Below are 24865 nucleotides of genomic sequence, written 5' to 3'. Positions count from 1 at the left end.
ATCAGTGGTACACTTTTAGAGAAATTTGCATAATAGTACCTTCTTTGCCAGATGATAGCACTTTAATTTTGCCATCATGATATTCTTCAACAATACGCTTAACCAAAGAAAGCCCTAGGCCCCAGCCTCTTTTTTTAGAAGTGAAACCAGGTGTAAAGATACTATTATAGTTGCTCTTAGGAATACCATGTCCCGTATCTGCAATTAAGATATTCACATATTTGCCATCGGGTACAATTTCTATCGCGATACTTCCTTTGCCTCGCATAGCATCAATACCATTTTTAACCAAATTTTCAATGGTCCAGTTATACAAAGAGCTATTTAGTAAAACAGGTAGTTGATTTACTTTTGACCTAAATGAAAAATGAATTAGTTTAGAACTTCTTCTTTTTAAATAGTCAAATGCGTCTTGCGTTTCTTTAACAATATCACTCTCTACAAGTTTAGGCAATGAGCCAATTTTCGAAAATCGTTCGGTAATTGTTTGTAGCCTGTCAATGTCTTTTTCAATCTCTTTAGTGATACTGGGGTTTATTGATTCGGTTTTCAATAATTCGTTCCATCCTAAAAGCGATGATAACGGAGTTCCGATTTGATGAGCCGTTTCCTTGGCCATACCTGCCCATAATTTATTTTGTTCGGCGGCCTTGTTCGTTTTGAACAGAAAGTAAATAACTGCGGCGAAAAGAAAAATAATAAGTAATAATGCAATAGGATAAAACTTTAATTTATTCAGCACTTCTGAGTTACCGTAGTATAGCGTTGCCAAATGTTCCCCTTGTTGATCTATGGAAATAGGAATATTTTCGTTTTTAAATTTATTTAGCTGATTTTGTATGTAAATGGAATCTTTGGCTTTGTTCGGTGGAAAATTATTGACCCTTATGGTTTTATCCTTATTAATAAGAATCATTGGGGTAGAAGTGTTGTTTTGAAAAACCTTTAAATGAAGGCTTCCTAAGTCTACGGTTTCAGAAGATTGTAAAAATTCTGATTGTGCGGTTGCCCAAATCTCCATTTTTAACCGTTCCTCCTCTTTAAACTGTTTAAAAAAACTATTAGTGTTCCATAAGATAAGGCTCACAACAATAAAGGAGCCTATCAATAGAAAAATGTTGGAAATCTTGTTTTTAGGAATAAAGTTCATCCAATAGTTGTCTCACACTAAAGATAACCTAAAATGTAAATAATTGTTGTGTTGTTATCTGCACAGGTTGTTTTATTCCCGCTTCATTTTACCTATTTTTGAACTTTATTGTAAAAAGAGTTCAAGATGGAAATAGAAGGTAAAGTAAAATTGATCGGAGAAACCCAAACCTTTGGTTCTAATGGGTTTAGAAAAAGAGAATTGGTAGTGACTACAGACGAACAATATCCACAACATATTATGGTTGAGTTTGTTCAAGATAAGTGCGATTTGTTGAATTCTTATAAGGTTGGGCAAGATGTGAAAGTCAGTATTAATCTAAGAGGTCGTGAATGGACGAATCCTCAAGGAGAAGTTAAATACTTTAACTCTATTCAAGGATGGCGTATAGAAGGTTCATCTCAAGCACAGCCAGCAGGTATGCCACCGGTACCACCTATGGAAGCATTTGAGCCAGCAGATGATTTAAACGAAGAAGACCATGATGATTTGCCATTTTAATTGGTTAGAGAATCATAGATAAACGTATTGTTTTTAAAATTTTAAAACTTGTTTAACTTTTATGGTTAAACAAGTTTTTTGTTTTATGACCTTTTAATTAATTTGGAAACTAAAAGTGGAAAAGCCGCAACACAGATTGTTTTTTTTAACCGAAGCCTTAGTATTTCCACCAGTGGATACTGCAAATTCAGATGGGCTTTTGGCGGTTGGTGGTGATCTTTCTTCTGAGCGCTTATTGTTGGCATATCAGCAGGGTATTTTTCCTTGGTTCGATAAAGATTCTATTATATTATGGTGGAGTCCTGATCCAAGAATGGTTTTATATCCAAAGCAGATTAAAATATCTAAAAGCATGAGAAAAGTGCTTCGAGATAATCAATTCAGGTTAACGAAAAATACGTGTTTTAAAGATGTATTAGAATATTGTTCTTCAGTAGATAGACCAGGTCAAGATGGTACCTGGATTACGGAACAAATGAAAATGGCATATTTGAAATTGCATGAAAAAGGAATTGCCAAATCATATGAGGTATGGGAAGGCGATAAGTTGGTAGGAGGGCTCTACGGAATAGATTTAGGGTATGTGTTTTGTGGGGAAAGTATGTTTAGTTTAACATCGAACGCTTCTAAATTCGCCTTCATAAAACTGGCACAAGAATTACAAGAAAAGGAATATAAATTTATCGATTGCCAATTACACACAGATCATTTAGAGAGTTTGGGAGCACAAGAAATATCTCGAATAGAGTTTTTGAAACTCTTAAAGTGAATTAGCTAAACTTTTTCTGTTAATAAAGAATATGGTCATAATTTGACGGAAGCACTTTTCTCTTTTTTTTGAAATTACCATCTGCATCAAATTGAATTTCATAGTCTAAATATCCTTTTTCTTTTTTCCCGGCAATAACAATTTCATACATGTTAGAGGATAAAATTAGATTTTGAAAAGCATTTTTAAATGTTTCTTCTAAAGTGTCACTATTTAAATAATATTGCTGTTGAAGCTTATTGATTCGATATTTATAGAAATTATTGTTCAAATACTTTTCAATATTTGAATAAGTATCGTTTGGGATATCTGTAGTATTAATCAATATTTCTATTTTTTCTAAAGCGCCTTCCTTGTCGAATTCTATACTGTACCAAAGCTTATCTTTCTTAAGTTTAGCTTTAAAACTTACTTTGTTACTATCGGTTTCTTGATAAAACTTTAAGCGTTTAGCACCTTCAACGTAGTCATCAATAACAGCATGAGCAGCTGAAGGAAATTGAGATTTTCTAATGCGAAATTCTCGTTCATAAGTATATTGTGCAAAGCTCAATTGACAGCATGCAAAAACTGAAACTAAAAAAAGATAAACATATATTTTTTTCAACTGTAGTAGGTTTAAATTGATAATTACACTTCGTGGTATCTAAAGCATTCAATCTCATGGTCATTAACCATGCCAGTGGCTTGCATAAACGCATATATTATAGTGCTGCCAACAAATTTAAAACCACGCTTTTTCAGGTCTTTGCTTATTGCATTAGAAGTTGTTGTATTTGCAGGAGCTTCTTTATAGTTGAGAACTTTGTTTTTTACAGATACACCTTCAACAAATTGCCATATATAATTGCTAAATGTGCCAAATTCTATTTGAATGGCCATAAAAGCGTGAGCATTACTAACAGTTGCACGAACTTTTAATTTATTGCGAATAATGCCTTCATCTTGTAATAAATCTAGAATCTTAGCTTCCGGGTATTTTGAAATTTTCTTATAATCAAAATTATCAAATGCTGTTCTAAAATTTTCACGCCTGCGTAGAATTGTAATCCAACTTAATCCTGCTTGAAATGTTTCTAAAACTAAAAATTCAAATAATAAATCATCATTTTTAACGGGAACTCCCCATTCTTCGTCATGATATGCTTCGTAAAGCGAATCACCTTTGCACCAACCACAGCGATGTTTTCCCATGATTTAAAAGTACTATATATTGCTGTGCGGTCAAATTAAAATAAATTAACAATATATAAATATAAGGGCATACCTATGGTAATATTAAAGGGAAAAGTGATTGCGAGAGCCATTGGTAAATATAAGCTAGGATTCGCTTTGGGGGCGGCCAATCTCATGGCAGCCGGCACCGCTATATAAGATGCACTAGCGGCTAGTATAGCAAACAAAAATCGATTACCAATACTTTCGGTAAATACAGAGCTTATTACAGCTACTACGCAACCGTTTATTAAAGGGATAATTATTGCGAATAAGAATGCAAACCAGCCTTTTTTAAGGAAATCAGCCAATTTTTTGCCACTTGTAATTCCCATGTCCAATAAAAAAACAGCTAAGAATCCTTTAAAAATATCTGTAGTAAATGGCTCAATTCCTCTTGCGTGTTGATCGCTTGCCAAGAACCCAATAACTAAGCTTCCTATGATTAATAGTACACTACCGTTAGTGAGTGAATGTTTAAATACACTTGGTAATGAAATTTTGTATTCCTTATTTTTTTGAAAATATGACATGAGTAATACACCCACTATTATTGAGGGAGCTTCCATTAGCGCCATAACTGCAACCATATGCCCGCCAAATTCTATTTGCTCCAATTCTAAGAATGAAACGGCAGTTACAAAGGTTACTGCGCTAACAGAGCCGTATGAAGCCGCTATTGCGCCAGAATTGGCAACGCTAAATTTTGTTCTTAGTGCAAAATAAGTATAGATGGGTACAAAAAGTGCTAGAAAGACCCCGAATAATAGAGACCATAATATTTCTATATCCAAATTGCTGTGAGAAAGTTCTAATCCACCTTTAAACCCTATGGAGAACATTAAATACAGAGAAATGAATTTTGATGAATTTGGGGGTATTTCTAAGTCGCTCTTTAATTGAACTGCTATCACACCTAGAAAGAAAAAGAGCAGAGCGGGGTTGGTCAGGTTATCTAACAATAAGTTTAAATCCATAAAATTATATTGAAAAAGAAAGGTGAAAGGGAGTTTGGAATAATGTTCATGAAATGAAAACTCCCTTGTAATTAAAATATAGAGGAGTTGAATTAATCAAGGTTTATTGGTCGTTTCCTCTTGTTTTAATAAAGAGAATTAAGGAAATAATGCCACAAGAAAATAATATATGGTTTAAAAAGAGTCCGTTATTTTTATATGAGGCAAGGATTAATATGCTCATCATTAAAAATGTTGCTATTCTAGAGAGGTTTGCCTTTTTATGCATATAGTATTGTTAGTAATAATATAATTGAGAGTCTCGTTTTATTCGTTGATTGAAATTTCTAAAACACCATTTATTTTAATAGTAGCCCCTTTAGACTACGCTTGTTTAAAAAACTGTTTTGCTGCCAATTTATCATTCTCTAATTCTGTAATTCTACTATCAGGAAATTTGGTGTTGGCTCCAGAAAAACCTTCGCACATAGTTAAGCGTTGTAGTTTGTGAAAATTTATTTTTTCATTGATTAATGATTGAATAACATCATTGGCTTCTGAGACGGTAAATTGTCCATCAATAAGTTGAATTTTTTGTTTTGTTCTAATTGTTTGAACAGGATTTTTTACTGCTGATTTCATAAAATGTTTTTTATTATTTAAATGCTGACGCAAATCTTACATTTTTAATTCATAAATTATTATTTATATCTATTATGTTAGGCATAAAAATAATTTATGAATTATACCTTGCATTAGTTAAAAATATTTGAAAACCAAAGTATTACGAAAGCTTATGAGGAGCTGCATTTAACTTAGTTAGCAGTATCGATACAGTTAAAAAACTTTCAAGACCAATTTTCCATTCCACTTACCGAGGTTGTTGGTAGAAAGCTTTATGTAACAGATTTCGGAAAAGAAATTGCGTTAGATGCGGAAAAAATATTAAATGAGGTAGATGCGATAAACTATAAGACGCTCGCTTACAAAGGTGAGTTGGTTGGTAAATTAAAATTCTCAATAGTATCTACCGGTAAATATGTATTGCCTTATATGTTATCTAATTTTATGAGTAATAATAAAGGTGTCGACTTAATGATAGCCGTTACAAATAAGGCTCAGGTAATTGAAAGTTTAGAGTTGAACAAGGTTGATTTCGGAATGGTCTCTATGTTGCCTAAAAAATTAAATATTGAACGTGTAGAGTTGATGCAGAATAAACTTTATTTAATTGCAGGTAAACGTGGCTTGAATAAAGCCCGACTTACCAAAAAGAATATTGTTGAACAGTCGCCTTTAATTTATAGGGAAATGGGATCTGCAACAAGAGTTGCCATGGAGCAATTTATAATTAAGAATAAGTTTGACGTTCGAAAAAAAATAGAGCTTACTTCAAATGAAGCGGTAAAGCAGGCGGTTATTGCTGGTTTAGGTTTTTCAATATTGCCTATTATTGGGTTAAAAAATGAACTCATGAACAAAAGTGCTCAAATTATCCCGGTCAAAGCACTGCCAATTATTACTATACTTTGGCTGTTTGATCACGTAAAGTTTGGGTCTGTTCTGCATCCATATAAACAATTGGTACGGCATAAAGCATAGGCATATTTTCTGGATAAGTGATTCTAAGAATTTGATTAATAGCACTAAATAATAAAGCCTTCGTCTTCCCTTCTATGATTGTTTGTTTTTCATAGCTTATTTCACCCGCATCTAAATTTTTACTAAATACTTTTTTAGTTGAAATACTTGCGCTATAAATTAAATCTTGTGCTAAAAGTAATTTTGCTATCTCTTTAGCTTGCTTTTTATTTTTCACCGCAATGTACCCTAATATCATATCTTAAATATTTTGACGACATTTTACTTGTATCGGTTAATGTTATTTTAGTGTGCATTAATTAGCAAAAAAAATCCTAAATGGTCTGTAATAAAAAGTGCCGTTTAGGATTTTCATCAATTTCTATTGATTTATTAAATCAAGATTTTTGACTAGAGTTTAATTGCTTTAGCTCCTTATTGTTCAACGCGCTTTTTAGGTCAGCATTCACGTATGAAAATATATTAAAGAATTTTTTACCATTTAAAGGGATGAGTCTAGCAATAGATTCGTCTGTTATGGCTTCAATTTGTACATGCATTCCATTTAAGCCTTTGTAATTGGCAATGGAACCGCGTTTAATTATAAAATTGGGCTTTGGAAAATAGAGATGTTTAAATGGAGTGTTTGAATCTTTACTTATAAATAATATATCACCAGGTTTCATATCTCTGACTTCGTTTTGGCTAAAACTGCTATATGAGAACATTAAAAATGTAAGCAGTACAATTGTATACTTCATATTACTTCATTTAAGGGTTAAACGTTGATTTCATCATTTGAAACATCTATTTAATTAATGTTTTTTTCATCAAACACAGAAATATTAGCATCAAATATTTTTCTATTTTATCTAAAATAGTAAAAATCTCAAAAAAGGCAGCAATACTTTCGTTAATAAATGTTAAACTATTATAATATAATAGTAATACTATTATATTTGCAACTGATTTAAATATTGCGTTTTTATGGATAGGTTATTGCAAGGAGTGCAAATTAGAATTAACAACAAGTTGTTTCTTAAAGATCCTGAATCCTCAGAGCTAGGTAAAAAAATCATTGAGTTAAGTATTCAAATGATTAATGAGATAGGGTCTGAGAGTTTCACCTTTAAAAAGTTGGGTCAGAACATTGGTTCGAACGAAAGTTCTATTTACCGGTATTTCGAAAATAAACACAAACTTTTATTGTATTTAACCTCGTGGTATTGGAGCTGGTTAGAGTATCAGCTGGTTTTCGCTACCAATAGTATAAAAAATCCAAAGGAAAAATTATTAAAATCGATACTTATAATTACAAGAGAAATTAAAGAGGATTCCGCATTTTCTCATATTAATGAGGTGTTGTTGAATAAGATTGTAGTCAATGAATATTCAAAATCATATTTGACCAAAGAGGTCGATGAAGAAAATAAGGAAGGATATTTTGTTGTTTATAAGAGGCTCGTAAGTAGGCTTCGTGATATGATTAAAGAGGTTAACCCTGGGTATGTATACCCATCTAGTTTGGCTAGCACCATCTTAGAAAGTGGTTTGCATCAACATTTTTTAAAAGACCATTTTTCATCACTTACCGATTGTAATGATAATGTAACACCTACCCAATACTTGACTCACCTTGTTTTTAATACGCTAAATCAAAATTTAAATGAGTAAAAATATATTAACGTCATGGCAACGTTTCATTGGGTTGCTCAAGCTTGATAAAAGAGACGTTTTTCAAGTTTTTTATTACGCCATTTTTGCGGGTGTTGTCAACTTATCTCTTCCATTAGGTATACAAGCAATTATAAATTTAATGCAAGGAGCTCAAATTAGCACTTCGTGGATTGTTCTTGTAGTTTTGGTAACGTTAGGGGTGGCTTTTGTAGGGATACTTCAGTTGATGCAGATTAGGATTATCGAAAATGTTCAACAAAAAATATTTACTAGGTCTTCATTTGAATTTGCGTACAGATTTCCTAAAATTAAGATGAGTGAACTTCATAACTATTATCCACCTGAATTGGCAAATAGGTTTTTTGATACGTTGACTATACAAAAATCATTATCAAAGGTATTGATAGATTTTCCTGCCGCTTTATTGCAAATTGTATTCGGGTTATTATTATTGTCATTTTATCATCCATTTTTCATCGTATATGGTATTCTTCTCCTCCTATTGATATATGTGGTATTTAAGTTTACTGCACAAAGAGGTTTAGATACGAGCTTAGATGAATCTAAAAGTAAATACAAGGTAGCGCATTGGATACAAGAGGTTGCACGTTCAATAGTTAGTTTCAAACTTTCGGGAAAAACTTCTCACGCATTAGACAAAAACGATACACTGGTGGTAGGGTATTTGAACGCAAGGGAAAGTCATTTTAGGGTATTGGTACTTCAATTTATTCAAATGATTGGCTTTAAGGTTCTAGTTACTGGCGGACTTTTGCTGATAGGTGGATTGTTGGTTTTAAATCAAGAAATGAATATTGGGCAGTTTGTAGCGGCAGAAATCATCATCTTATTAGTGATAAATTCGGTTGAAAAACTAATTCTCGGCTTAGAGACTTTTTATGATTTATTGACGTCATTAGAGAAAATGGGTCAAGTGGTCGATAAGGAATTAGAGCCACAAGAAGGAGAAAAACCATTCATGGAAAACCAATCTTTTACAATTGAGCTTAGTGATATTTCTTACAGTGTTCCAGAGCCGAAAAGAGAAATCATTGTAAATCTTGATTTGACAATTACACCAAATTGCACCATTTTATTAAGAGGGAAAAGTGGTTCTGGAAAAAATACATTGTTAAGAATTATAGCGGGAATATTGGAGCCAGATAGTGGTGGTGTTTATGTGAATGGAGTTTCTTTAAAAGGAATGAACTTAAACTATTATCGGTCTCATTTGGGTCAGTCATTGCCCGAAGAATCACCTTTTGAGGGTACAATTTTGAATAATATAACTTTTGGGGATAAGGAAACCACAAATGAGCAAGTGTATTGGGCTTTAGATAAAGTAGGACTTACCGAGTTTGTTAAAAAACAACCCGAAGGATTGAATACAGTGCTTTATCCTGAGGGGAAACAAATACCTCATACCATTTCTAAGAAAATTGTACTAGCGAGAAGTATTGTAAGAAAGCCTAAGCTACTTATTTTAAAGGATCCATTAGATCAATTTAATAGTGAAGAAGCCGACAGAATTTTAAGTTTTTTAAGCGATTCATCTAATGGGTGGGCGCTTTTGGTTGTAAGCGAAAATGATAAATGGATTAAGAAGTGTTCACGAATCATTACGATGGATAAAGGAAGAATTATAAACGAAATAGAGGGAAAGGATGCTTAATATATCGCACAAAAAACTAAATGAAAAGGTTTCTATTGAGCGTTTTAAATCCGTTCAAAAAGTAAACCACCAAAGGCATTATAAGCACTTTAATCGCTTTTTGTTCGCTTTCGCAGTAGTAGGTGTTATTGTTCTGTTTCTACCATGGACACAAACTATCAATTCTAAAGGGTTCTTGACAACTTTAACTCCAGGGCAAAGACCACAAACGATTCAATCTCAAATACCAGGTAGAATAGAGCAATGGTTTGTTAGAGAAGGCGATTATGTTGAAAAGGGTGATACTATTCTGTTTATATCAGAAATTAAGTCAGAGTATTTCGATCCTAATTTAGTGGAGCGTACAGGAGAACAACTGAAATCAAAAAGTTCATCAGTAGTGTCTTATGGTGAAAAGGTAAAGTCATTAGACAACCAGGTAGCAGCACTTTTCATTGAAAAAAGGTTAAAACTTGAGCAGGCCAAAAACAAATTATTACAATCAAAGTTGAAAGCACAAAGTGATAGCATTGACTTTGAAGCGGCAAAAACGAACATTAAAATTGCTGAGCGCCAATATGAGCGAACGGCACAATTAGAAAGCGAAGGGCTTAAAGCGGTTACCGATGTAGAAGAGAAAAGGTTAAAGCTACAAGAAACACAAGCAAAATTACTTTCGCAGGAAAATAAATTACTAGCGGCCAAAAATGAGATTATCAATGCTGAGGTAGAAATTAATAGTGTTCAAGCCTCATACACCGATAAAATTTCAAAAGCCCAAAGTGATAAGTTTACGGCAATGTCAAATCAATATGACTCAGAAGCGCAAGTAAGTAAATTAGAGAACGACTACACCAATTACCAAATGCGTAATGAGCTTCACTATATAAAAGCCCCACAAAATGGGTATATCAATACCGTAATAACTGCAGGTATAGGTGAAACTTTTAAAGAAGGTACACCATTAGTGGGTATTATGCCAGCAGATTATGATATGGCAGTAGAGACTTTTGTGAGTCCGATTGATTTACCGCTAATTCATTTAGGTGAGAAAGTTAGAATTCAGTTCGATGGTTGGCCTGCGATAATATTTAGCGGTTGGCCAAATGTTTCTTATGGTACCTATGCAGGTGAGGTTGTTGCGATTGAAACGTTTATAAATTCGAATGGTAAGTATAGGGTATTATTATCGCCAGAAGAAGGAGACCAGCCTTGGCCGAGTGCTTTGCGTGTAGGTTCTGGTGCTAGTACCATTGCGTTATTGGAAGATGTGCCCATTTGGTACGAATTATGGAGGCAGTTAAATGGCTTTCCGCCCAATTATTACCAACCAGAAGGCGCTCAAGGTAAACCTATAAAGAAATAGAGATGAGAAAAATTATTTTTCTGTTTTATTTTTTTGTTGGCTTACTAGCCAATGCTCAAAACACAGATTCTATTCAATTGAATTTTAGGGAATATTTGGGGTATGTGAAAAAGTACCACCCTATAGCTAAACAAGCTGAGATGGTTTTGAGCGTGGGTCAAGCGAATCTTATGAAAGCAAGAGGGGGTTTTGACCCAAAAGTGGCAGTCGATTATTCCACCAAAGAATTCAAGGGAACAGAATATTACGATTTACTCAATACAACTTTTAAAATACCAACATGGTATGGTATTGAGTTTAAAGGAAACTTTGAGCAATACTCGGGTGAATATGTCAATGCCGAGCGCAATGTGCCTGTTGACGGGCTGTATAGTGCTGGTGTTTCACTTTCATTAGGCCGTGGTTCTTGGATGAATGATAGAATGGCCACCGTTAAAAAGGCTAAATTCTTTAGAGAACAATCTAATGCCGATAGGGATCTATTAATAAATCAAATATTGTTCGATGCTTCTTTAGCATATTTTAATTGGTTGCAAGCATATCGCAATAGTCAGGTTTTTAATGATTTTTTGAAAAATGCGAAAGTAAGGCTTAAGGGTGTTGGTCGCAGTGCTGCGGCAGGTGAAGTTGCGGCAATTGACACGGTAGAAGCGAAGATAGCGGTACAGAATAGAGCATTAGAAATGGAACAGGCTAAAGTGTCTTTGCAAAATGCTCGGTTAGAACTTTCTAACTATCTATGGATGGGTGACAATATTCCTATGGAATTACAACCTCAAGTAATACCAGATTTGTCATTAGATACTGAGATTGACCAATCATTAGAGATATTAGGCAAACCGTTAGATAGTTTTTCTCTCGAAAACCATCCTAAGTTAAAATCATTAGGATATAAAATAGATGGCTTGGTTGTAGACAAACGTCTAAAGACCAATAAGTTATTGCCTAGAATAGATGTAGAGTATAATTTCATTAGTGATTCTCCAGATAGTTTTGATTCTTTTGAAACACAGAACTATAAAGGCGGATTGAATTTTGAATTACCACTTTTTTTACGAAAAGAACGAGGAGATTTGAAATTGGCGAAATTGAAATTGAGAGATGCAGAATTTGAATTAGATAATGCAGAGGTTCAGATTCAGAATAAAATAGTAGCCATTTATAATGAATTGGATTCTTTCGAAAATCAGAATGTATTGATTGATGAAATTGTGTCTGGATATGCTGCTTTATTAGCTGCTGAGGAGAGAAAATTTAGCTTCGGAGAAAGTTCTCTTTTCTTAATTAATTCCAGGGAAAGTAAATTGATAGATGCTGTTTTAAAGCAAAATCAAGTAGAGAACAAATATTTTACCGCTAAGGCGAAGCTGTTCAATAGTTTGGCTGTCAATCCGCAGAATTTGTAAATAATCAAAGAAAATAATTTATGCCACCAAATAAGGTAATTGAGCAAGTAGACTATAGGTTACTCGCTAAGGATACTTTTTTTATTGTAACAGGTATTTTTGCTGCTGCTTTTGGTTTAGAAAGTTTTTTATTTCCTAATAGCTTTATTGATGGTGGTGCTACTGGTATTTCTCTGTTGATTGCCGAAACTGCAGATATACCTTTGTACATATTAATAATCTTAGTGAATATTCCTTTTGTGTTTTTAGGATATAAGGTGATAGGAAAAATATTTGCTTTGAAAACTGGTTTGGCGATTTTAGGTCTCGCCTTGGTTCTGGCATTTGTGAATTTTCCTGAGGTAACCCAAGACAAACTTTTAGTATCTGTATTTGGTGGTTTCTTTCTTGGTGCAGGAATAGGATTGTCGGTTAGAGGAGGTAGTGTGCTTGATGGAACTGAAGTTTTGGCAATTTATCTAAGTCGTAAATTGGGTACTACCATTGGCGATATCATAATATTAGTGAATATTTTAGTTTTTTCAGCAGCGGCATATATGTTGTCTTTAGAAACAGCTTTGTATTCTATGCTGACTTATTTATCTGCATCCAAAACATTAGATTTTGTTATTGAAGGTATTGAAGAATATACAGGGGTAACCATAATATCAGACTCTAGCGAAGAAATAAGGCGTATGATTGTCGACAAACTAGGTCGTGGATTAACCATATATCAGGCTAAAGGCGGGTATGGTAAACAGGGTTCACATAGAGAATATGATGTGATATATACAGTGATAACTCGTCTAGAAATTCGTCGTCTTAATATTGAAATTAATAAAATAGACTCAAAAGCTTTTGTGGTAATGGGTAAAATTAATGATACCCGTGGTGGTATGATAAAGAAGTGATCTTTGTAAGTATTTTTATATTTATACTACTAATGGGTTCGTTTAGTATAAATAACCAGAAGTAGTAAGATTAATGGATAAAGTGATTGAGCAAAGTTTAGAGAATAGTTATACTTATCTTGAATATAAAAAATTAGTCTCTAATTTGTCAGAAAAGGGAGAATCAACAGGCCCTGTGCAATCAGAAGAGTTGGCTCAGTATACCCATTTAAACAATAGTCGCATGCGAAGGTGGGACAAAACCTTAAAATTTAGCGACGAGGCTGTTGCGAAAATAAAATCTATAAAACAAAAAATTAAATGGGTAGTGCTAACTGAAAGTTGGTGTGGTGATGCTGCTCCGGCAATACCTGTTATGTATAAAATAACAGAATTAAACCCCAATATCTCATTATCTCTCATTCTTAGAGATGAGAATTTGGACGTTATGAATCAGTTTCTCACGAATGGTTCTATGTCTATCCCAAAACTAATTTCAATTGGCGAAGAAGATGTTGTTTTAGCAACGTGGGGTCCGAGATCAGTTGATGCCACTCAATTAGTTGAGGCTTATAAAAAAGAGCACGGTAAACTTAGTCCAGAATTTAAGCAAGACCTACAGATGTTTTATAATAAAGATAAAGGGCAAAGTGTGTTAGAAGATTTACTACGTTTACTTCCCTTGAAATAAGTACGTAATAGTACCTTTTTGAGACTCCTTTTCAGAAGAATTAAATCTTGCTTTAAGAGCATAGGCAATGGCATTCTCAACAAGACACCCATTAGAAGTACCAGAACTTTTTTCATTGAAATCGGCTTCTGTCACATAGCCTAAAGCATTCACTTCAATATTGATAACGACCTTGCCACCTTCAATGCATGTGTAGATTGGTGGTGGTAATTTGTAGTTATTTCTGTCTACCAAAGAATAGGATACAGACGTTCTTCTAGCCGCAAGATTATTAGTAAACTCTTTCTTTTGAGCTTCTTTTTCTCCTAAAAGTTGTTTTTTTTCTTCTCTCTTTTTTGCCAAGGCTTTCACTCTTTCAGCATACCCTGTGTCAGAAATCTCATTTTCTGAAGGATCACCATCGCTCATTTCACTACGTTCCTCCATCAATTCCTCTAAGGTTTGTAACGGCTCAGGATTACCATAACTGGGTTTGGCAGTTTCGTTGAATGCTAAATGACTTTTAATAGGGTCGGCTTTAGCCTGGTCTTCTTTGGCTTTTTCTTCCTCTAAAATTTCTTCCAAAATTTCAGTATCCATTACCATCTCAACCACATAATCATCTTCGGTCACTTCTTCACCACCCAAATGAATACTATACATTACCAACACCACAATAGACATGCTAAAGAAGGTGATGAGTAATGATAATTGTTGTCGATTCAGATTCATGGTTATATAACCTTAATAATACTAAAATATTTTAGGGGATCGATATAACGTAAACTTTTGTTTCCCTATTCGTTTACTTGAGGCCCTAGTAAAGTATCTGCAAAGACCAAAGGGTCTTCAGCTATATCTACGTTAAAATCACCTATTTTGGTTCTTCTTAGCGATGTTAAATGTGCTCCAGAATTAAGGGCTTCTCCAAAATCATTGGCAATAGAACGTATATAAGTGCCCTTGCTGCAAGCAATTCTAAAGTGAATATTTAGATTGTCGACTTTAGTGATTTCAAAAGCACTTACTGAAACTTTTCTTTTCGGAATATCTACGGCTTTACCTTCACGTGCGAATTCATATAATCGCTTTCCATCTTTTTTTAAAGCAGAAAAAACTGGTGGCACTTGTTCTATTTCACCAATAAATTGAGCGGTAGTTTTCTGAATTAAATTTGGAGTGATATGATCCGTTGAAAATGTTTCGTTAATTTCTGTTTCTAGGTCATATGAGGGCGTAGTAGCGCCTAAAGTAAATACGCCTGTGTATTCTTTTTCTTGACCTTGATACTCTGTAATTTTCTTAGTGAATTTACCTGTGCAAATCACTAACAACCCAGTAGCCAATGGGTCTAGAGTTCCTGCATGGCCAATTTTAAATTTCTTTAAGCTGAACTTCTTTCTAATCGCCCATTTTAATTTATTCACTGCTTGAAAAGATGACCAACCCAAGGGCTTGTCAATTAATAGTACCTGGCCGTTAAGGAAATCATCTTCGGTCACTTAAATAACGGTTAAGGGTTGTATGAAAAAGTGTATTGCAAGAATAATAAAACCAATAATGATCCTGTAATAACCGAACATCTTAAAACCATGTTTGCTTAGGTAGCCAATAAAGGTCTTTATGGCCAATAGTGCTACTAAAAAACCAACAACATTACCAATGATAAGTAAGTTTACTTGGTCATTGGTTAAAGTGAAACCAGCTTTATAGTAATCGTAGCTCTTTTTTAAAGTTGCACCTAACATAGTAGGTACCGCTAAGAAAAACGAAAATTCAGCTGCTGTTGTTCTAGAAAGCTTTTGTGACATACCGCCAACAATACTTGCACCACTTCTAGAAACGCCTGGTATCATCGCTAAACATTGAAAAAAACCAATTTTTAATGCTGTACTGTAAGAAATTATTTTTACCTCATCTTCTTCACCATAGGTAAACCAGTCGTCAACTTTTAGAAGAATAAAACCGCCAATTACGAGAGACACCGCTACGGTAATAGGATTTTCAAGTAAGGAGTCAATAAAATCACTTAACAATAATCCCAAAATTACTGCAGGAATAAAAGCTACCAATAATTTTAAATAAAAATCGATGCTTTGAAAAAAGCGTTTGAAATAAAGTACTACTACAGATAAAATAGTACCCAATTGAATCACTATTGTGAAAAGTTTGGTAAAATCTTCCTGTGCAATACCGAAAAACGAGGAAGTTATAATCATGTGACCAGTTGACGATACCGGTAAATATTCAGTAATGCCCTCAATGATGGCAAGCACTATTGCTTCAAGTATATTCAATTATGCTTTCTTTTTGTGTGGGTTTAATAAAATGGCATAGATTTCAATTCCTAGCCCAATTAGTACCAATGTAGGAGCTAATCGAATTCTTCTAAAGTTGTAAATTTCTGGGTTAAAAACATTAGGGTCGTCACTACCGCCACCGCTCATTAATATGAAACCTAAGGCGATAAAGGCAAGACCTACGAACATGAAAGTATAATTCTTCTTCTGAAAAATAAACTCTTGCTTGGTTTGCTGTTCTACTTTATTGTTTTTACTCATGGCGCAAATTTAATAATATAATTCGTCGGTTCTAAGATTTAGAAAACGTTGGGTCGCAAAATAGGTGCTTATGAACGAAATAAGTATGCCTAAAAGAAAAACACTAACAAATAAGATTACAAGAATATAAGGCTCATCAAACAACCCTAAATCTTGAAAATTAGTGTTTACGTAATAAACCACGCCGCCAATAGCTAATAGTGCTATTGCTGCGCCAATCATTCCCAATTTAATGTTCTGCCATATAAATGGTCTTCTAATAAAGGTTTTGGTAGCTCCTACCATTTGCATGGTTTTAATAATAAATCGTTTGGAGTATATTGAAAGTCGAATAGAGCTGTTAATCAGTAAAACGGCAATAAAAGTAAATATGGCACTTGCAACTAAAATCCAAAAACCAATGGTTTCTACACTTTTAGCAACCATGCTAACTAATACCTTGTCGTAACTTACTTCGTCAACAAAGCCTTTTTCTGAGAGTGTGGAGGCGATTTCTTCAACCTTTTCTGCAGTAACAAAATCTGCATTCAATTTTACGTCAATGGAGTTTTTAAGCGGATTATATCCTAAATAATCTACGAAATCTTCCCCTATTTCCTCGCTATGTTGCTTGGCTGCCTCTTCTTTAGAAACATAGGTAGATGACTTGGTATATTCAGACATCGCTAGTGTCTTTTGTAACTGTTCTATTTCTATTTCTTTGGTGTTTTCCTTTAAAAAGACTGAAATCGTAATTTGTTCTTTAGACCGGTCGGCCATTTTTTTGGTATTCAACACCAATAATCCTAAAATTCCTAATAGAAATAAGACCAATGCAATACTTAGCACCACAGAAAAATAGGAGGAGATGAGTTTGCGTCTTTGATAATTTTCGAAAGAGTTCGCCATATAGCACTTAAAAGTGCAGTAAAAATAGCAAAGTAAAGTTAAATGGGGCTTAAAATTTTATCCCGTTATCTTTTAAGGCTAAAGTGCCCTTTAAATTGTGTGGTGTCTGCCTTAATTACAAACCAATAATCATCTTCTGGCATTTGGTTTCCTTGAAAAGAACCATCCCATGAAGAAGAATTTGAGTTTCCGAATTTGAGTAGCTTTCCGTATCGGTTAAAAATGGAAAACTCTACATTGTTGAAGACCTCTAATCCTTCAGGTTCATAAACGTCGTTTACACTATCGCCATTCGGAGTAAAAAACTTGGGTATTACCAGATGAAAAAAAGATTGAGTAACAACGCCACAATCAGATGTATCTTGAACATAAATGGTGTAAAGTCCGCCTTCTACTGCTTCAAAGATTGAACTGGTTTGAAAATTAAACCCATCCAAAGAAAACTCAAAATCTCCATCATTGCTTGTTGAAACGATTATAGATGGCCCGTCGGATATAATAGTGTCGATACGAGGTATATCTATTTGTTCCAATTCTATTGTTTTTGTAGCAGAGCAACCATTTACATCAGTTAAAAGTACAGTATATGTGCCTGGTTCGCCAACGGTAATTTCTTTTGTCGTTGCACCCGTACTCCATTCATAAGAGACATTGTTTAAATCTGCATTAAGAATCATGGTAGTGTCTTCGCAAAATTCAAGTGACTCATCTTCCACAGAAGGCGGCAGGTTTACAGTCAATGTAATAGCTGTTCTTGAAAGCGAAGCACATTCTATTTCTGGTGAATTCGCTGCTGCATAGTAGGTGCCTGCAATGGAAGTTTCAAAATTGTTGTTTGCTTCTAAAAGTAAATTGCCATCTGTTGGGGCATCAAACCAGTTTACGGTATATGAGCTTTCTGTTGAAGCTGATAGTATACCGACTTCACCTTCGCAAATAGTAATATCTCCACTACTTAAAGGCGTATTCGGGATGGGTAAAACAATGATGTCAAAAACATCGGAAACTACGTTGCATAAATCTTTGTTTACATTAATTGGGTCTTCGGCTATTTTGACTCTGAAATATGAGGTGGTAGTTATTGCAGGTGTAGAAAGTGTGCTAGTGGTTTCATTGGCTATATCGGTCCAAACTTGTTGGTCGGTACTTTGTTGCCATTGATATGCGTGGGTACTGAAAATAGAAAAATCTGGCGTTGCGGTTAAGGTTCTAGAAACGCTGCCTTGATTGTCACAAACGACTAAGCTTGTTTCATTGGTATTGGTTGAAACGGTGACATTGTCACCGCATGATTTAAAAACAATATCATCAATGGCCAGGTCATTTCCACACCCGCCATTACTATTGTTTCTCATCTTGAGAATTACAGACGTTTGGCCAGGTTCGGTCTTGAAAACCAATGCATATTGTTCCCATTCGGCACCTGAGCTCGCGAAAATACTATTCGTGTCTCCTTGAGCAAGTAGAATGGTGTCAGTTTCGTCCCAGATTTGAAAACGTACATTAACGGGAATACTATTGCCTTCACAACCACCTGCATCTTGTAGGTTAATGAGCCATGATGAAAATTCATAAGAGGTATTTTCGCATAAATCTTCAACTTGTCTTTGGTAAAACTCACCTGCGGTAAAACTTGCATTTACAATAAAAGATTTGCCATTGGTATCACCAGGGGTGTGATCTTGAATATTTTTCCAACCGAAGTAGTTAGTGGTACTTGAAATAGTGTAAGAGCCGTCATTTGGTGTTCCGGTAGTGAATGTGTATGTAGTTGTACCTGCTGGTAAAGCAGGTCCGTCTGTGTTTCCTGAGCCAAAATCTTCAGTAAAAATTGGGTCACCAGAGTTACCTCCACAAAAACCTAGTTGCGCAGACAGTTCTGTAGAACCAATACAAAGTAGGAGTAGGTAAAAGTAGAATGATTTGGGATGCATAATTTTCACGATCCTAAGATACCAATTTTAGATAAGAGGCTTATCATTTTGGGGTTATCGAAACCAAAACCCGTTAATCATCAATATTTTTTTAACTCTCAACGATTCAACCTATTTTTGCTCCTTATCGCAAAGAAGCAACTATCATGCAATACAATTTCAACGAAATTGAGGCCAAATGGCAAAAGTACTGGGCAGAAAACCAAACGTTCAAAGCAGAAAATAACTCTGATAAAGAGAAATTCTATGTGTTGGATATGTTCCCTTACCCTTCAGGAGCAGGGCTGCATGTTGGGCACCCATTGGGTTATATTGCTAGTGATATTTACGCGCGGTATAAAAGGCACAAAGGGTTTAATGTGCTGCATCCGCAAGGGTATGATTCTTTCGGGCTCCCAGCAGAGCAATACGCGATACAAACAGGTCAGCATCCTGCGGTAACTACGGCATCGAATATTAAGACCTATAGAAGGCAATTAGACCAATTAGGTTTTTCGTTCGATTGGAGCAGAGAAGTGCGTACTTCTAGTCCTGAATATTACAAATGGACACAGTGGATTTTTATCCAAATCTTTAATTCGTGGTATAATAAAGATGTTGATAAGGCGGAAGATATAGCGTCGCTTATTTGTATTTTTAATACAGATGGAAATACTACCGTAAATGCAGTTTGTGATGATGCTATTGAAGCTTTTTCAGCCGATGAGTGGAAGGTTTTTTCAGCGGTTAAAAAACAAGAGATTTTATTACAATATAGACTGACATATTTGGCGGATACTGAAGTAAACTGGTGTCCGGCATTGGGTACGGTGTTGGCAAATGACGAAATAGGCAACGGCGTTTCAGAACGTGGCGGTCACCCGGTTATTCGTAAAAAGATGACCCAGTGGAGCATGCGAATTTCTGCTTATGCACAACGTTTGTTAGATGGGTTAGCTAAAATTGATTGGCCACAACCTTTAAAAGATTCACAGACTAATTGGATTGGTAGAAGCGAAGGAGCGTCTGCTGTATTCAAAGTAAATGGACATGATGCCGTTGTTGATGTATTCACAACCAGGCCTGATACTATTTTCGGAGTTTCGTTTATGACCTTGGCGCCAGAGCACGAATTGGTATCTAAAATAACAACTGCCGAACAAAAAGAAGCTGTAGAGAATTATATTCAAGCCACTGCAAAACGCTCTGAGCGTGACCGTATGGCCGATGTAAAAACTATTACAGGTGCTTTTACTGGTGCTTATGCAGAACATCCGTTTACAAAAGAACCAGTTCCCATTTGGATTGGTGATTATGTATTGGCAGGCTATGGTACAGGAGCTGTGATGTCCGTACCATGTGGGGATCAGCGTGACTATGATTTTGCAAAACACTTTAATATTCCGATTCCGAATATTTTTGAAGGCATTGATATTTCTGAAGAAGCCTATGCTGATAAAGACAAAACGGTGATTGCGAATTCAGATTTTCTAAATGGCTTGCCGTACAAGAAAGCGGTGAAACGTGCCATTTTCGAATTGGAAAAATTAGGGCAAGGTGAAGGGAAGATTAACTACCGATTACGTGATGCTGTTTTTAGTAGACAACGGTATTGGGGAGAACCTTTCCCGGTGTATTATATAGATGGAATGCCGCAAATGATAGAAGCTGAGCATTTACCTATTAAGCTTCCTGAAGTTGAAAAATATTTACCGACCGAAACCGGTGAGCCACCATTAGGGAATGCTGAAGTATGGGCATGGGATATTTTAACTAATAAAGTAGTGCACAACAGCGAGATAAATAATAGCACGGTATTCCCATTAGAGTTGAATACAATGCCAGGTTGGGCAGGGAGTTCGCAGTATTTTAATAGATACATGGACCCTGAGAATAGCGAAGAAATATTTTCACAGAAAGCCATCAATTATTGGCAAGATGTAGATTTATATATTGGCGGTAGTGAGCATGCTACGGGCCATTTATTGTATTCTCGTTTCTGGCAAAAATTCATGTTTGATAAAGGCTTGGTGCCTAAAGATGAATTTGCTAAGAAGCTTATTAATCAGGGGATGATTACGGGGACTAGTGCTTTTGTTTGTCGATGGGATTATGTTGTTAATGGTGATGCTGAGATTTTAAGATTTCCAGTATTTGTTTCCTCAAATCTTGCTCAAAGGATGGAAAAGGAATCTTTATTCCTTGAGGATTTAATAAAGAATTATGATGTAATTCGTGCTAGAATAATGGATAAGCATGAAGGTAATCGGGATGAAAAAGGAATCATTAAAATTACTGATTCCCCAAAATCTATTACGAAAATACATTCGGATGTGTCACTTGTTAATTCTTCGGATGAATTAGATATAGAAGGTTTCAAAAAATGGAGGTCAGAATATGCTGATGCAATATTCATCACAGAAGATGATCGTACTTTTAAAGTCAGTCGCGAAGTTGAAAAAATGTCCAAATCTAAATACAACGTTGTTAATCCTGATGCTATTTGTGAGGAGTACGGTGCAGATAGTTTGCGGTTGTATGAGATGTTCTTAGGTCCGTTAGAGCAATCTAAACCTTGGAATACGGCTGGTATTACGGGTACACATTCTTTCTTGAAGAAATTATGGAGACAATTTCATACAGCTGAAAATGCTTCCTTTATGGTAAGTGAAGAAGAGCCTTCAAAAGAATCTTGGAAAACATTACATAAGACCATCAAGAAAGTTGAGGAAGATATTGAAAACTTCAGTTTCAATACATCGGTATCTACATTTATGATTTGTGTAAATGAGCTTTCTGCGCAGAAATGCGTTAGCAGACAAATTTTAGAACCCTTGGCTATTTTAGTTTCACCGTATGCACCACACATTGCTGAAGAACTTTGGCATAAATTAGGTCATACGGAATCTATCGCTACGGCACCTTTTCCAAAATTTGAAGGCAAGTATTTAGTAGAGAGCAGTAAAGAGTATCCTATTTCTTTTAATGGGAAAATGAAATTCACCATGGAGCTTTCTTTAGAGTTGTCGAAAGATGAAATTGAAGCAGCGGTAATGGCCAATGAAAAAACACAACAACAATTACAAGGGCGCGAACCTAAAAAGGTGATTGTGGTTCCTGGCAAAATTGTAAATATCGTAGGTTAAACATCTTTTTAGTTACGCTATCACTAGCGAAGCGAGTTGGTCTGAGGGTTTGGTTTACGAATGAAACAGATTGCTTCGCTCGCGTGAAATGACGTTTTTATTATTGTCGTCTTCGCGAGAAGGCACGACAAAGTAATCTGCAGCTTTGGAACACTTGATTAACGGATGACTTAGCTAAACTCGCAAGGAAATAATAAAAGATACTCGATGGAAAACATAGAAATATTAGGATTGGTTGCCGCTACTTTAACTACAGTGGCATTTGTTCCTCAGGTATATAAAACATGGAAAAACAAATCAGTTAAAGATATTTCTTTATCAATGTATACAGTACTCTTAATGGGGCTTTTACTTTGGATTGTTTATGGTTTTTATATTAATAGTCTACCTATAATTGCGGCTAATATTATTACAGCTACCCTATCAGTTTTGATTGTAATTACGAAAATAGAATACAAATAATACTATATACCCCATAAAAAATAGGGGGTTGTGTTTTGATAAACAATATTTTCGACCATCAACCCCTACTTTTTATCGATTTTAAGTTTGATATCTGCATAATTAGCTTCAATTTTGCAGTGAAACATAAAATGATACATCATGATTGTTGGTATTCCAAAAGAAATTAAGAACAATGAAAGTAGGGTAGGTATGACACCAGCCGGAGTTTTCGAAATGGTAAAGAACAACCACAAAGTATATGTTCAGTCTGAAGCAGGTGAAGGCAGTGGTTTTTTTAATCAAGATTACCAACAAGCAGGAGCTATTATATTAGATACAATTGGCCAGGTTTATGCCATGAGCGAAATGATTGTAAAAGTTAAGGAGCCTATCGCCGAAGAATATGATTTAATTCAAGAGGGGCAAATACTGTTTACATATTTCCATTTTGCGTCAAGTGAAGTATTGACTAAAGCGATGATTAAACAAAAAGCAGTTTGTATAGCGTATGAAACGGTAGAAGATGAAGAGGGTACATTGCCGCTTTTAACCCCTATGTCTGAAGTTGCAGGTAGAATGGCCATACAGCAAGGGGCAAAATACTTGGAAAAGCCGGCTAAGGGTCGTGGAGTACTTTTAGGTGGTGTACCCGGTGTAGCGCCAGGTAAAGTTTTAGTGTTGGGTGCTGGTGTTGTTGGTGTACAAGCTGCGAAAATGGCAGCAGGTTTAGGTGCTCACGTTACCATTATGGATATTAATATGAAACGTTTACGCTATGTAAATGATGTAATGCCTCCACATGTTGTTACCGAATTCTCTAACGAGTTTAATATTAGAAGGCTTATTAAAACACATGATTTAATTATCGGTGGTGTATTGTTAAAAGGAGCCAAGGCACCAAATTTAATAACCAGAGATATGTTAAAAGAAATGCGCCCTGGTACGGTGATAGTCGATGTTGCCGTAGATCAAGGTGGTTGTGTAGAAACTACTAGACCAACAACTCATGAAGATCCAATTTATATAATTGATGATGTAGTGCATTACTCTGTAGCTAATATGCCCGGTGCTGTACCTTATACATCAACTATGGCATTGACAAATGTAACCTTGTCTTACGCCCTAAAATTAGCGAACCTAGGTTGGGAAGCGGCTTGTGAGAAAGACGCGTCATTAAAGAAAGGATTGAATATCGTAAAGGGAGAGGTCTTCTATCAAGAGATAATCGAAGCTTTCGGTTGGGAAGAAGTGATTGCATAAACGTACATTTTGTCAGTATAAAATACCCCGAAAAGTCTGAAAGGATTTTGGCGGGGTTTTTGCTTTAATGAAAATAGATTTTCTTGAGAAAGCAAATCTTTAAGTATATTTAGTTGATTTAAAAATTGATACGTTATGATGGGATATTATATATTAATCGGAGCCATTGCTTTGGTGAGCTGGTTAGTAAGCAGGAAATTAAAAAGTAAGTTTAAGTTTTATTCCAAGGTGCATCTGAAAAACGGAATGAGCGGTGCTGAAATTGCGGAAAAAATGTTATCGGATCACGGTATACGTGATGTAAAAGTTGTTTCTACACCTGGGATGCTTACGGATCACTACAATCCGAAGAATAAAACAGTAAACTTAAGTGAAGGTGTATATAATCAAAGAAACGCATCGGCCGCTGCAGTAGCAGCACACGAATGTGGTCACGCGGTACAACATGCACAGGCCTATGAGTGGTTGGGTATGCGTTCGAAATTGGTTCCTATCGTGAGTGTAACTTCTAGTATGTCTATGTGGGTAGTTTTCGGTGGTTTGGTCCTAGGTGGAGCAGCTGGTATAGGTTTAGGATATTGGGTTGCTGTTGCAGGTCTGGTGATGATGGGCTTAGCCACCTTATTTAGTTTTGTAACCTTACCAGTAGAGTATGATGCAAGTAACCGTGCTCTGGCATGGTTGAAGAATAAAAACGTTGTAACACCAGAAGAATACAAAGGTTCTGAAGATGCATTGAAATGGGCTGCAAGAACTTATTTGGTTGCGGCTATTGGTTCTTTGGCAACATTGGTATATTGGGGGCTACAAGTATTTGGTGGAAGAGACTAACCTAATGATAG

At 35.3% G+C, this 24865-nt stretch carries 26 protein-coding genes; 13 read left to right on the top strand and 13 right to left on the bottom strand.

Annotation, left to right across the window (positions count from 1 at the left end; all coding sequences use genetic code 11):
- Nucleotide 1 precedes the first annotated feature (1 nt).
- Nucleotides 2–1150 carry a sensor histidine kinase gene (locus tag B5X55_RS03525; protein WP_079511228.1) on the bottom strand — a complete coding sequence of 383 codons (1149 nt, stop codon included), beginning with the start codon at nt 1148–1150 and terminating at the stop codon, nt 2–4.
- Between the two features lie 126 nt (nt 1151–1276).
- On the opposite strand from B5X55_RS03525, the gene B5X55_RS03520 reads away from it, so the two are divergent.
- Both B5X55_RS03520 and aat read left to right on the top strand, forming a co-directional pair.
- Complete coding sequence (locus B5X55_RS03520) at nt 1277–1651, top strand: DUF3127 domain-containing protein (protein ID WP_079511227.1); 375 nt, start codon at nt 1277–1279, stop codon at nt 1649–1651.
- 136 nt (nt 1652–1787) lie between these two features.
- Nucleotides 1788–2420, top strand: a complete 633-nt coding sequence (aat, locus tag B5X55_RS03515) for a leucyl/phenylalanyl-tRNA--protein transferase (protein WP_079511226.1) — start codon at nt 1788–1790, stop codon at nt 2418–2420.
- Between the two features lie 19 nt (nt 2421–2439).
- On the opposite strand, the gene B5X55_RS03510 is transcribed toward aat, so the two are convergent.
- The 4 genes from B5X55_RS03510 to B5X55_RS03495 form a co-directional block, all read right to left on the bottom strand.
- Nucleotides 2440–3027, bottom strand: a complete 588-nt coding sequence (locus B5X55_RS03510; RefSeq protein WP_234999655.1) for a hypothetical protein — start codon at nt 3025–3027, stop codon at nt 2440–2442.
- Between the two features lie 23 nt (nt 3028–3050).
- Nucleotides 3051–3614, bottom strand: a complete 564-nt coding sequence (locus B5X55_RS03505; protein WP_079511225.1) for a DNA-3-methyladenine glycosylase I — start codon at nt 3612–3614, stop codon at nt 3051–3053.
- 35 nt (nt 3615–3649) lie between these two features.
- On the bottom strand, nt 3650–4612 hold the full coding sequence (locus tag B5X55_RS03500) for a sodium-dependent bicarbonate transport family permease (RefSeq protein ID WP_079511224.1): 963 nt from the start codon (nt 4610–4612) through the stop codon (nt 3650–3652).
- 363 nt (nt 4613–4975) lie between these two features.
- Nucleotides 4976–5233 carry a hypothetical protein gene (locus B5X55_RS03495; RefSeq protein WP_079511223.1) on the bottom strand — a complete coding sequence of 86 codons (258 nt, stop codon included), beginning with the start codon at nt 5231–5233 and terminating at the stop codon, nt 4976–4978.
- A gap of 354 nt (nt 5234–5587) precedes the next feature.
- Here B5X55_RS03495 and B5X55_RS18955 point away from each other — a divergent pair, with 354 nt between their 5' ends.
- Entirely contained in the window at nt 5588–6193 is a 606-nt protein-coding gene (locus B5X55_RS18955) for a LysR substrate-binding domain-containing protein (protein ID WP_317042672.1), read from the top strand.
- Here the strand turns inward: B5X55_RS18955 and cutA are convergent.
- Nucleotides 6114–6431 (bottom strand): divalent cation tolerance protein CutA, encoded by a 318-nt coding sequence (gene cutA, locus B5X55_RS03485; protein WP_079511222.1) that lies wholly within the window; start codon nt 6429–6431, stop codon nt 6114–6116. The genes B5X55_RS18955 and cutA overlap by 80 nt on opposite strands.
- Nucleotides 6432–6570: 139 nt before the next feature.
- Complete coding sequence (locus tag B5X55_RS03480) at nt 6571–6933, bottom strand: hypothetical protein (RefSeq protein WP_143814394.1); 363 nt, start codon at nt 6931–6933, stop codon at nt 6571–6573.
- A gap of 226 nt (nt 6934–7159) precedes the next feature.
- On the opposite strand from B5X55_RS03480, the gene B5X55_RS03475 reads away from it, so the two are divergent.
- The 6 genes from B5X55_RS03475 (at nt 7160) to B5X55_RS03450 (ending at nt 13832) form a co-directional block, all read left to right on the top strand.
- Nucleotides 7160–7846 carry a TetR/AcrR family transcriptional regulator gene (locus B5X55_RS03475; RefSeq protein ID WP_079511220.1) on the top strand — a complete coding sequence of 229 codons (687 nt, stop codon included), beginning with the start codon at nt 7160–7162 and terminating at the stop codon, nt 7844–7846.
- Complete coding sequence (locus B5X55_RS03470; RefSeq protein WP_079511219.1) at nt 7839–9521, top strand: peptidase domain-containing ABC transporter; 1683 nt, start codon at nt 7839–7841, stop codon at nt 9519–9521. The genes B5X55_RS03475 and B5X55_RS03470 overlap by 8 nt, the downstream gene beginning before the upstream one ends.
- Nucleotides 9514–10866, top strand: a complete 1353-nt coding sequence (locus tag B5X55_RS03465) for an HlyD family secretion protein (RefSeq protein ID WP_079511218.1) — start codon at nt 9514–9516, stop codon at nt 10864–10866. Before B5X55_RS03470 ends, B5X55_RS03465 begins: the two co-directional genes overlap by 8 nt.
- 2 nt (nt 10867–10868) lie before the next feature.
- Nucleotides 10869–12272 carry a TolC family protein gene (locus tag B5X55_RS03460; protein ID WP_079511217.1) on the top strand — a complete coding sequence of 468 codons (1404 nt, stop codon included), beginning with the start codon at nt 10869–10871 and terminating at the stop codon, nt 12270–12272.
- A gap of 20 nt (nt 12273–12292) precedes the next feature.
- Complete coding sequence (locus B5X55_RS03455; protein WP_079511216.1) at nt 12293–13162, top strand: YitT family protein; 870 nt, start codon at nt 12293–12295, stop codon at nt 13160–13162.
- A gap of 73 nt (nt 13163–13235) precedes the next feature.
- A complete protein-coding gene (locus B5X55_RS03450; RefSeq protein WP_079511215.1) occupies nt 13236–13832 on the top strand; it encodes a thioredoxin family protein in 597 nt (198 codons plus the stop codon).
- On the opposite strand, the gene B5X55_RS03445 is transcribed toward B5X55_RS03450, so the two are convergent.
- The 6 genes from B5X55_RS03445 to B5X55_RS03420 form a co-directional block, all read right to left on the bottom strand.
- Complete coding sequence (locus B5X55_RS03445) at nt 13815–14543, bottom strand: hypothetical protein (RefSeq protein ID WP_079511214.1); 729 nt, start codon at nt 14541–14543, stop codon at nt 13815–13817. The genes B5X55_RS03450 and B5X55_RS03445 overlap by 18 nt on opposite strands.
- Nucleotides 14544–14608: 65 nt before the next feature.
- Nucleotides 14609–15313: a tRNA pseudouridine(55) synthase TruB gene (gene truB / locus B5X55_RS03440; RefSeq protein ID WP_079511213.1), complete on the bottom strand. Its 705-nt coding sequence runs from the start codon at nt 15311–15313 to the stop codon at nt 14609–14611.
- Nucleotides 15314–16108, bottom strand: coding sequence for an undecaprenyl-diphosphate phosphatase (locus B5X55_RS03435; RefSeq protein ID WP_079511212.1), 795 nt, complete (start codon nt 16106–16108; stop codon nt 15314–15316).
- Nucleotides 16109–16372 carry a DUF3098 domain-containing protein gene (locus tag B5X55_RS03430; RefSeq protein ID WP_079511211.1) on the bottom strand — a complete coding sequence of 88 codons (264 nt, stop codon included), beginning with the start codon at nt 16370–16372 and terminating at the stop codon, nt 16109–16111.
- A 9-nt stretch (nt 16373–16381) separates the two neighbouring features.
- Nucleotides 16382–17260, bottom strand: coding sequence for a cell division protein FtsX (locus tag B5X55_RS03425; RefSeq protein ID WP_079511210.1), 879 nt, complete (start codon nt 17258–17260; stop codon nt 16382–16384).
- Nucleotides 17261–17325: 65 nt separating this feature from the next.
- A complete protein-coding gene (locus B5X55_RS03420) occupies nt 17326–19194 on the bottom strand; it encodes a T9SS type B sorting domain-containing protein (RefSeq protein ID WP_079511209.1) in 1869 nt (622 codons plus the stop codon).
- Nucleotides 19195–19340: 146 nt separating this feature from the next.
- Here B5X55_RS03420 and B5X55_RS03415 point away from each other — a divergent pair, with 146 nt between their 5' ends.
- The 4 genes from B5X55_RS03415 (at nt 19341) to B5X55_RS03400 (ending at nt 24854) form a co-directional block, all read left to right on the top strand.
- Entirely contained in the window at nt 19341–22319 is a 2979-nt protein-coding gene (locus B5X55_RS03415) for a leucine--tRNA ligase (protein WP_079511208.1), read from the top strand.
- Nucleotides 22320–22526: 207 nt separating this feature from the next.
- Complete coding sequence (locus tag B5X55_RS03410) at nt 22527–22781, top strand: SWEET family sugar transporter (protein WP_079511207.1); 255 nt, start codon at nt 22527–22529, stop codon at nt 22779–22781.
- Between the two features lie 141 nt (nt 22782–22922).
- Entirely contained in the window at nt 22923–24023 is a 1101-nt protein-coding gene (gene ald / locus B5X55_RS03405; protein ID WP_079511206.1) for an alanine dehydrogenase, read from the top strand.
- Nucleotides 24024–24158: 135 nt separating this feature from the next.
- The gene (locus tag B5X55_RS03400) at nt 24159–24854 is read left to right on the top strand and encodes a zinc metallopeptidase (RefSeq protein WP_079511205.1); all 696 of its coding nucleotides are present in this window, start codon (nt 24159–24161) and stop codon (nt 24852–24854) included.
- Nucleotides 24855–24865 lie beyond the last annotated feature (11 nt).

Source organism: Maribacter arcticus (assembly GCF_900167935.1).
Classification (GTDB): domain Bacteria; phylum Bacteroidota; class Bacteroidia; order Flavobacteriales; family Flavobacteriaceae; genus Maribacter; species Maribacter arcticus.
This window is presented reverse-complemented; position numbering and strand designations above follow the sequence as displayed.

Coding starts and splice junctions, on each gene's coding strand:
- B5X55_RS03470 (WP_079511219.1), top strand. CDS start 7,839: ATGAGTAAAAATATATTAACGTCATGGCAACGTTTCATTGGGTTGCTC.
- B5X55_RS03450 (WP_079511215.1), top strand. CDS start 13,236: ATGGATAAAGTGATTGAGCAAAGTTTAGAGAATAGTTATACTTATCTT.
- B5X55_RS03480 (WP_143814394.1), bottom strand. CDS start 6,933: ATGAAGTATACAATTGTACTGCTTACATTTTTAATGTTCTCATATAGC.
- B5X55_RS03400 (WP_079511205.1), top strand. CDS start 24,159: ATGATGGGATATTATATATTAATCGGAGCCATTGCTTTGGTGAGCTGG.
- ald (WP_079511206.1), top strand. CDS start 22,923: ATGATTGTTGGTATTCCAAAAGAAATTAAGAACAATGAAAGTAGGGTA.
- B5X55_RS03430 (WP_079511211.1), bottom strand. CDS start 16,372: ATGAGTAAAAACAATAAAGTAGAACAGCAAACCAAGCAAGAGTTTATT.
- B5X55_RS03425 (WP_079511210.1), bottom strand. CDS start 17,260: ATGGCGAACTCTTTCGAAAATTATCAAAGACGCAAACTCATCTCCTCC.
- cutA (WP_079511222.1), bottom strand. CDS start 6,431: ATGATATTAGGGTACATTGCGGTGAAAAATAAAAAGCAAGCTAAAGAG.
- B5X55_RS03500 (WP_079511224.1), bottom strand. CDS start 4,612: ATGGATTTAAACTTATTGTTAGATAACCTGACCAACCCCGCTCTGCTC.
- B5X55_RS03465 (WP_079511218.1), top strand. CDS start 9,514: ATGCTTAATATATCGCACAAAAAACTAAATGAAAAGGTTTCTATTGAG.
- B5X55_RS03475 (WP_079511220.1), top strand. CDS start 7,160: ATGGATAGGTTATTGCAAGGAGTGCAAATTAGAATTAACAACAAGTTG.
- B5X55_RS03410 (WP_079511207.1), top strand. CDS start 22,527: ATGGAAAACATAGAAATATTAGGATTGGTTGCCGCTACTTTAACTACA.
- B5X55_RS03415 (WP_079511208.1), top strand. CDS start 19,341: ATGCAATACAATTTCAACGAAATTGAGGCCAAATGGCAAAAGTACTGG.
- B5X55_RS03520 (WP_079511227.1), top strand. CDS start 1,277: ATGGAAATAGAAGGTAAAGTAAAATTGATCGGAGAAACCCAAACCTTT.
- B5X55_RS03420 (WP_079511209.1), bottom strand. CDS start 19,194: ATGCATCCCAAATCATTCTACTTTTACCTACTCCTACTTTGTATTGGT.
- B5X55_RS03505 (WP_079511225.1), bottom strand. CDS start 3,614: ATGGGAAAACATCGCTGTGGTTGGTGCAAAGGTGATTCGCTTTACGAA.
- B5X55_RS03525 (WP_079511228.1), bottom strand. CDS start 1,150: ATGAACTTTATTCCTAAAAACAAGATTTCCAACATTTTTCTATTGATA.
- B5X55_RS03495 (WP_079511223.1), bottom strand. CDS start 5,233: ATGAAATCAGCAGTAAAAAATCCTGTTCAAACAATTAGAACAAAACAA.
- B5X55_RS03445 (WP_079511214.1), bottom strand. CDS start 14,543: ATGAATCTGAATCGACAACAATTATCATTACTCATCACCTTCTTTAGC.
- B5X55_RS03455 (WP_079511216.1), top strand. CDS start 12,293: ATGCCACCAAATAAGGTAATTGAGCAAGTAGACTATAGGTTACTCGCT.
- B5X55_RS03460 (WP_079511217.1), top strand. CDS start 10,869: ATGAGAAAAATTATTTTTCTGTTTTATTTTTTTGTTGGCTTACTAGCC.